This is a genomic window from Mycobacterium sp. (assembly GCF_049683355.1).
Classification (GTDB): Bacteria; Actinomycetota; Actinomycetes; order Mycobacteriales; family Mycobacteriaceae; genus Mycobacterium.
In genome coordinates this window covers 1-2284 of sequence record NZ_JBAUJB010000265.1, presented here as the reverse complement: position 1 = coordinate 2284, position 2284 = coordinate 1, and the positions used below count along the sequence as shown (strand labels likewise).

Below are 2284 nucleotides of genomic sequence, written 5' to 3'. Positions count from 1 at the left end.
GCAGACAACAGGAAAGCTGGTGCAGGCCAGCGGATCACTCATACCCACACCATTTCCCAGCCGCCCCAATCGTGCAGAATCAGCTCCCCAACGCCACGAAATCAATGATCCACGGTTTCAGGCTAAGCGGTCCAGAGCGGACGGTGACTGCCGTGGAGGTGGCCCTCGAACGCATCCGGGCGGACCCGCTGGGGCAAGCGCTGCTGCACTCGATAAGCGGTACAGCCGTGATGCAGTGGATCGGCCGATCGACAATGCCGCCGGCATTGGCGTCCGAATTAGTCGGCCTCAGCGATGACCCTGTCGCTGCGCAGTGGATCGTCCGGGTCGTCCTGTCTCTGCTGTGCTGGCCGGTGGACGATCGCGGAACCGAGCGCGAAATGATCCGGCGATTCCTGGCACCGTGTTTGTGACGGTGCCGTCGAGTGGCCGCTCACCCCGGACGCGCGGTCGTGACAAGCTCCTCGACGGCGACGAACTTCACCCGCGGACGGGCGGCCGCGGACCCGCGGGCGCGTTCGGCGGTGTCGATGGCCCGCCAGCCGTTCCAGTCCACAGGTGACAGTCCGCGGCGATCCATCAACGCCCGCAAGGTGTCTCGGGCCGCCACCTCGCGTCGCAGGAGGCCGGCGTCGAAATCCGCGAGCAGTTGCCCGACGGTCTGTTCCGCGCATGATCGGTTGGTGCCGATGACTCCCTGCGGGCCCCGCTTGATCCAGCCGGTGACATAAACCCCGGTGACGGGGTCACCGGTGCCGTCGGTCACCCGACCGCGGTCGTTGGGCACGGTGCCCGTCGCCTCATCGAACGGCAGGTCGGGCAGCGGCGCGCCGCGGTATCCGATGGAGCGCAGAATCAACGACGTCTCGATCACCTCGCTGCCGTTGACCTGCAGCCCCTGCGCGGAGTTGCCGCCCTCGATTGCCGTCGGCGAGCATCCGAAGCGGAACACCACACGCTTGTTCCCCGGGGTCGGCGCGCGCCGTGCGTACTCGCGGGCGACGTCCAGCTTCGCCGCTGTCTCGATGTCGTCGTCGGGGTCGGGTTCCAGGCCGGACCCGTCGATGACCACGTCCACACCGGGCAGATGTCCCAGCGCCAGGAACTCGCCGACGGAGAACGCCGCGGCCCGCGGCCCGCGCCGGCCCAGGATCACGACCTCTTCGATCGAGTTGTGCGCCAACGCCTCCAACGCATGCTCGGCGATGTCCGTGCCGGCCAGCGTCTCGGGGGGTGTCAACAGGATGCGTGCGACGTCCAGGGCGACGTTGCCGTTGCCGACGATCACCGCTCGCCGGCCCGACAGGTCGAACCGGTGGTGAGCGTGGTCGGGGTGCCCGTTATACCAGCCGACGACATCGGAGGCGGGGTGGCTGCCGGGAAGTTCCTCGCCGGGGATGCCGAGGCTGCGGCTGGCCGAGCAGCCGACCGCGTAGATCACTGCGTGGTGATGGTCCATCAGGTCCTGATGACTCAGGTGCCTGCCGATCTCGACGTTGAGGTGGCAACCGAATCGTTTGTCGGCCAACGCCGAGGTGAACAGGTTGACCACCGATTTGGTGTGCTGATGGTCGGGGGCGACGCCTGCCCGGACCAGGCAGAAGGGTGTGGGCAGGCGTTCGAACATGTCGACCTCGACTCCGTCGACGGCGATCAGTTCATCTGCGGCGTAACACGCCGCCGGGCCCGCCCCGACCACGGCGACCCGTAGTGATCCGCTCTCGACCGGTCCGTGCCGCTTGTCCGGCGGCGTCGACTCCGGTTGCAGCGGATGTCGTTCGAAGTATGCCGCGTTGATGTCCCGGAACCGCTCCAGGTGCGCGGGCAGGTCCTCCTCGTAGTGGATCGCGTCGACCGGGCATTCGTCCATGCACGCCCCGCAGTCGATGCACGCCTCCGGGTCGATGTAGAGCATCTCGGTGCCGCTGAACTCGCCGGGGCCGCCCGCCGGCCGGATGCAGTCCACCGGGCACACCGGCACGCAACTGGCGTCCTTGCAACAGTTCTGGGTGATCACGTAGGACATCAGTCACCTCCGCGGAAGCCATAACCGTCGAGTTTGCCGGCGAGGCGTTCGATGTAGGTGGCGATGTCGTCGGGGTTGCGGTCGGGTAGGCCGAAGAGGACTTCGGTGACGCCGAGGTCTTTCCAGTGTGCGAGTTTGTCGGGGTCGGGTTTGAAGTCCAGGGCGACGATCTGGGGGGTGCCGTCGCGGTCGGCGCCGGCCCAGGTGTCCTGGAGGAGTTTGACGGGGGCGTCGATGTCGATGTCGCGGGGTGTGGTG

1 protein-coding gene and 2 pseudogenes are annotated in these 2284 nt (G+C 67.4%); 1 reads left to right on the top strand and 2 read right to left on the bottom strand.

Annotated features, from left to right (window positions below):
• Positions 1-413 (top strand): annotated as a pseudogene (locus WA944_RS15940) (hypothetical protein); the annotation flags it as partial.
• Between the two features lie 20 nt (positions 414-433).
• On the opposite strand, the gene WA944_RS15935 reads toward WA944_RS15940, so the two are convergent.
• Both WA944_RS15935 and WA944_RS15930 read right to left on the bottom strand, forming a co-directional pair.
• Positions 434-2026 carry an FAD-dependent oxidoreductase gene (locus WA944_RS15935; protein WP_526647118.1) on the bottom strand — a complete coding sequence of 531 codons (1593 nt, stop codon included), beginning with the start codon at positions 2024-2026 and terminating at the stop codon, positions 434-436.
• Positions 2026-2284 (bottom strand): annotated as a pseudogene (locus WA944_RS15930) (LLM class F420-dependent oxidoreductase); the annotation flags it as partial. The pseudogene WA944_RS15930 and the gene WA944_RS15935, both read right to left, overlap by 1 nt.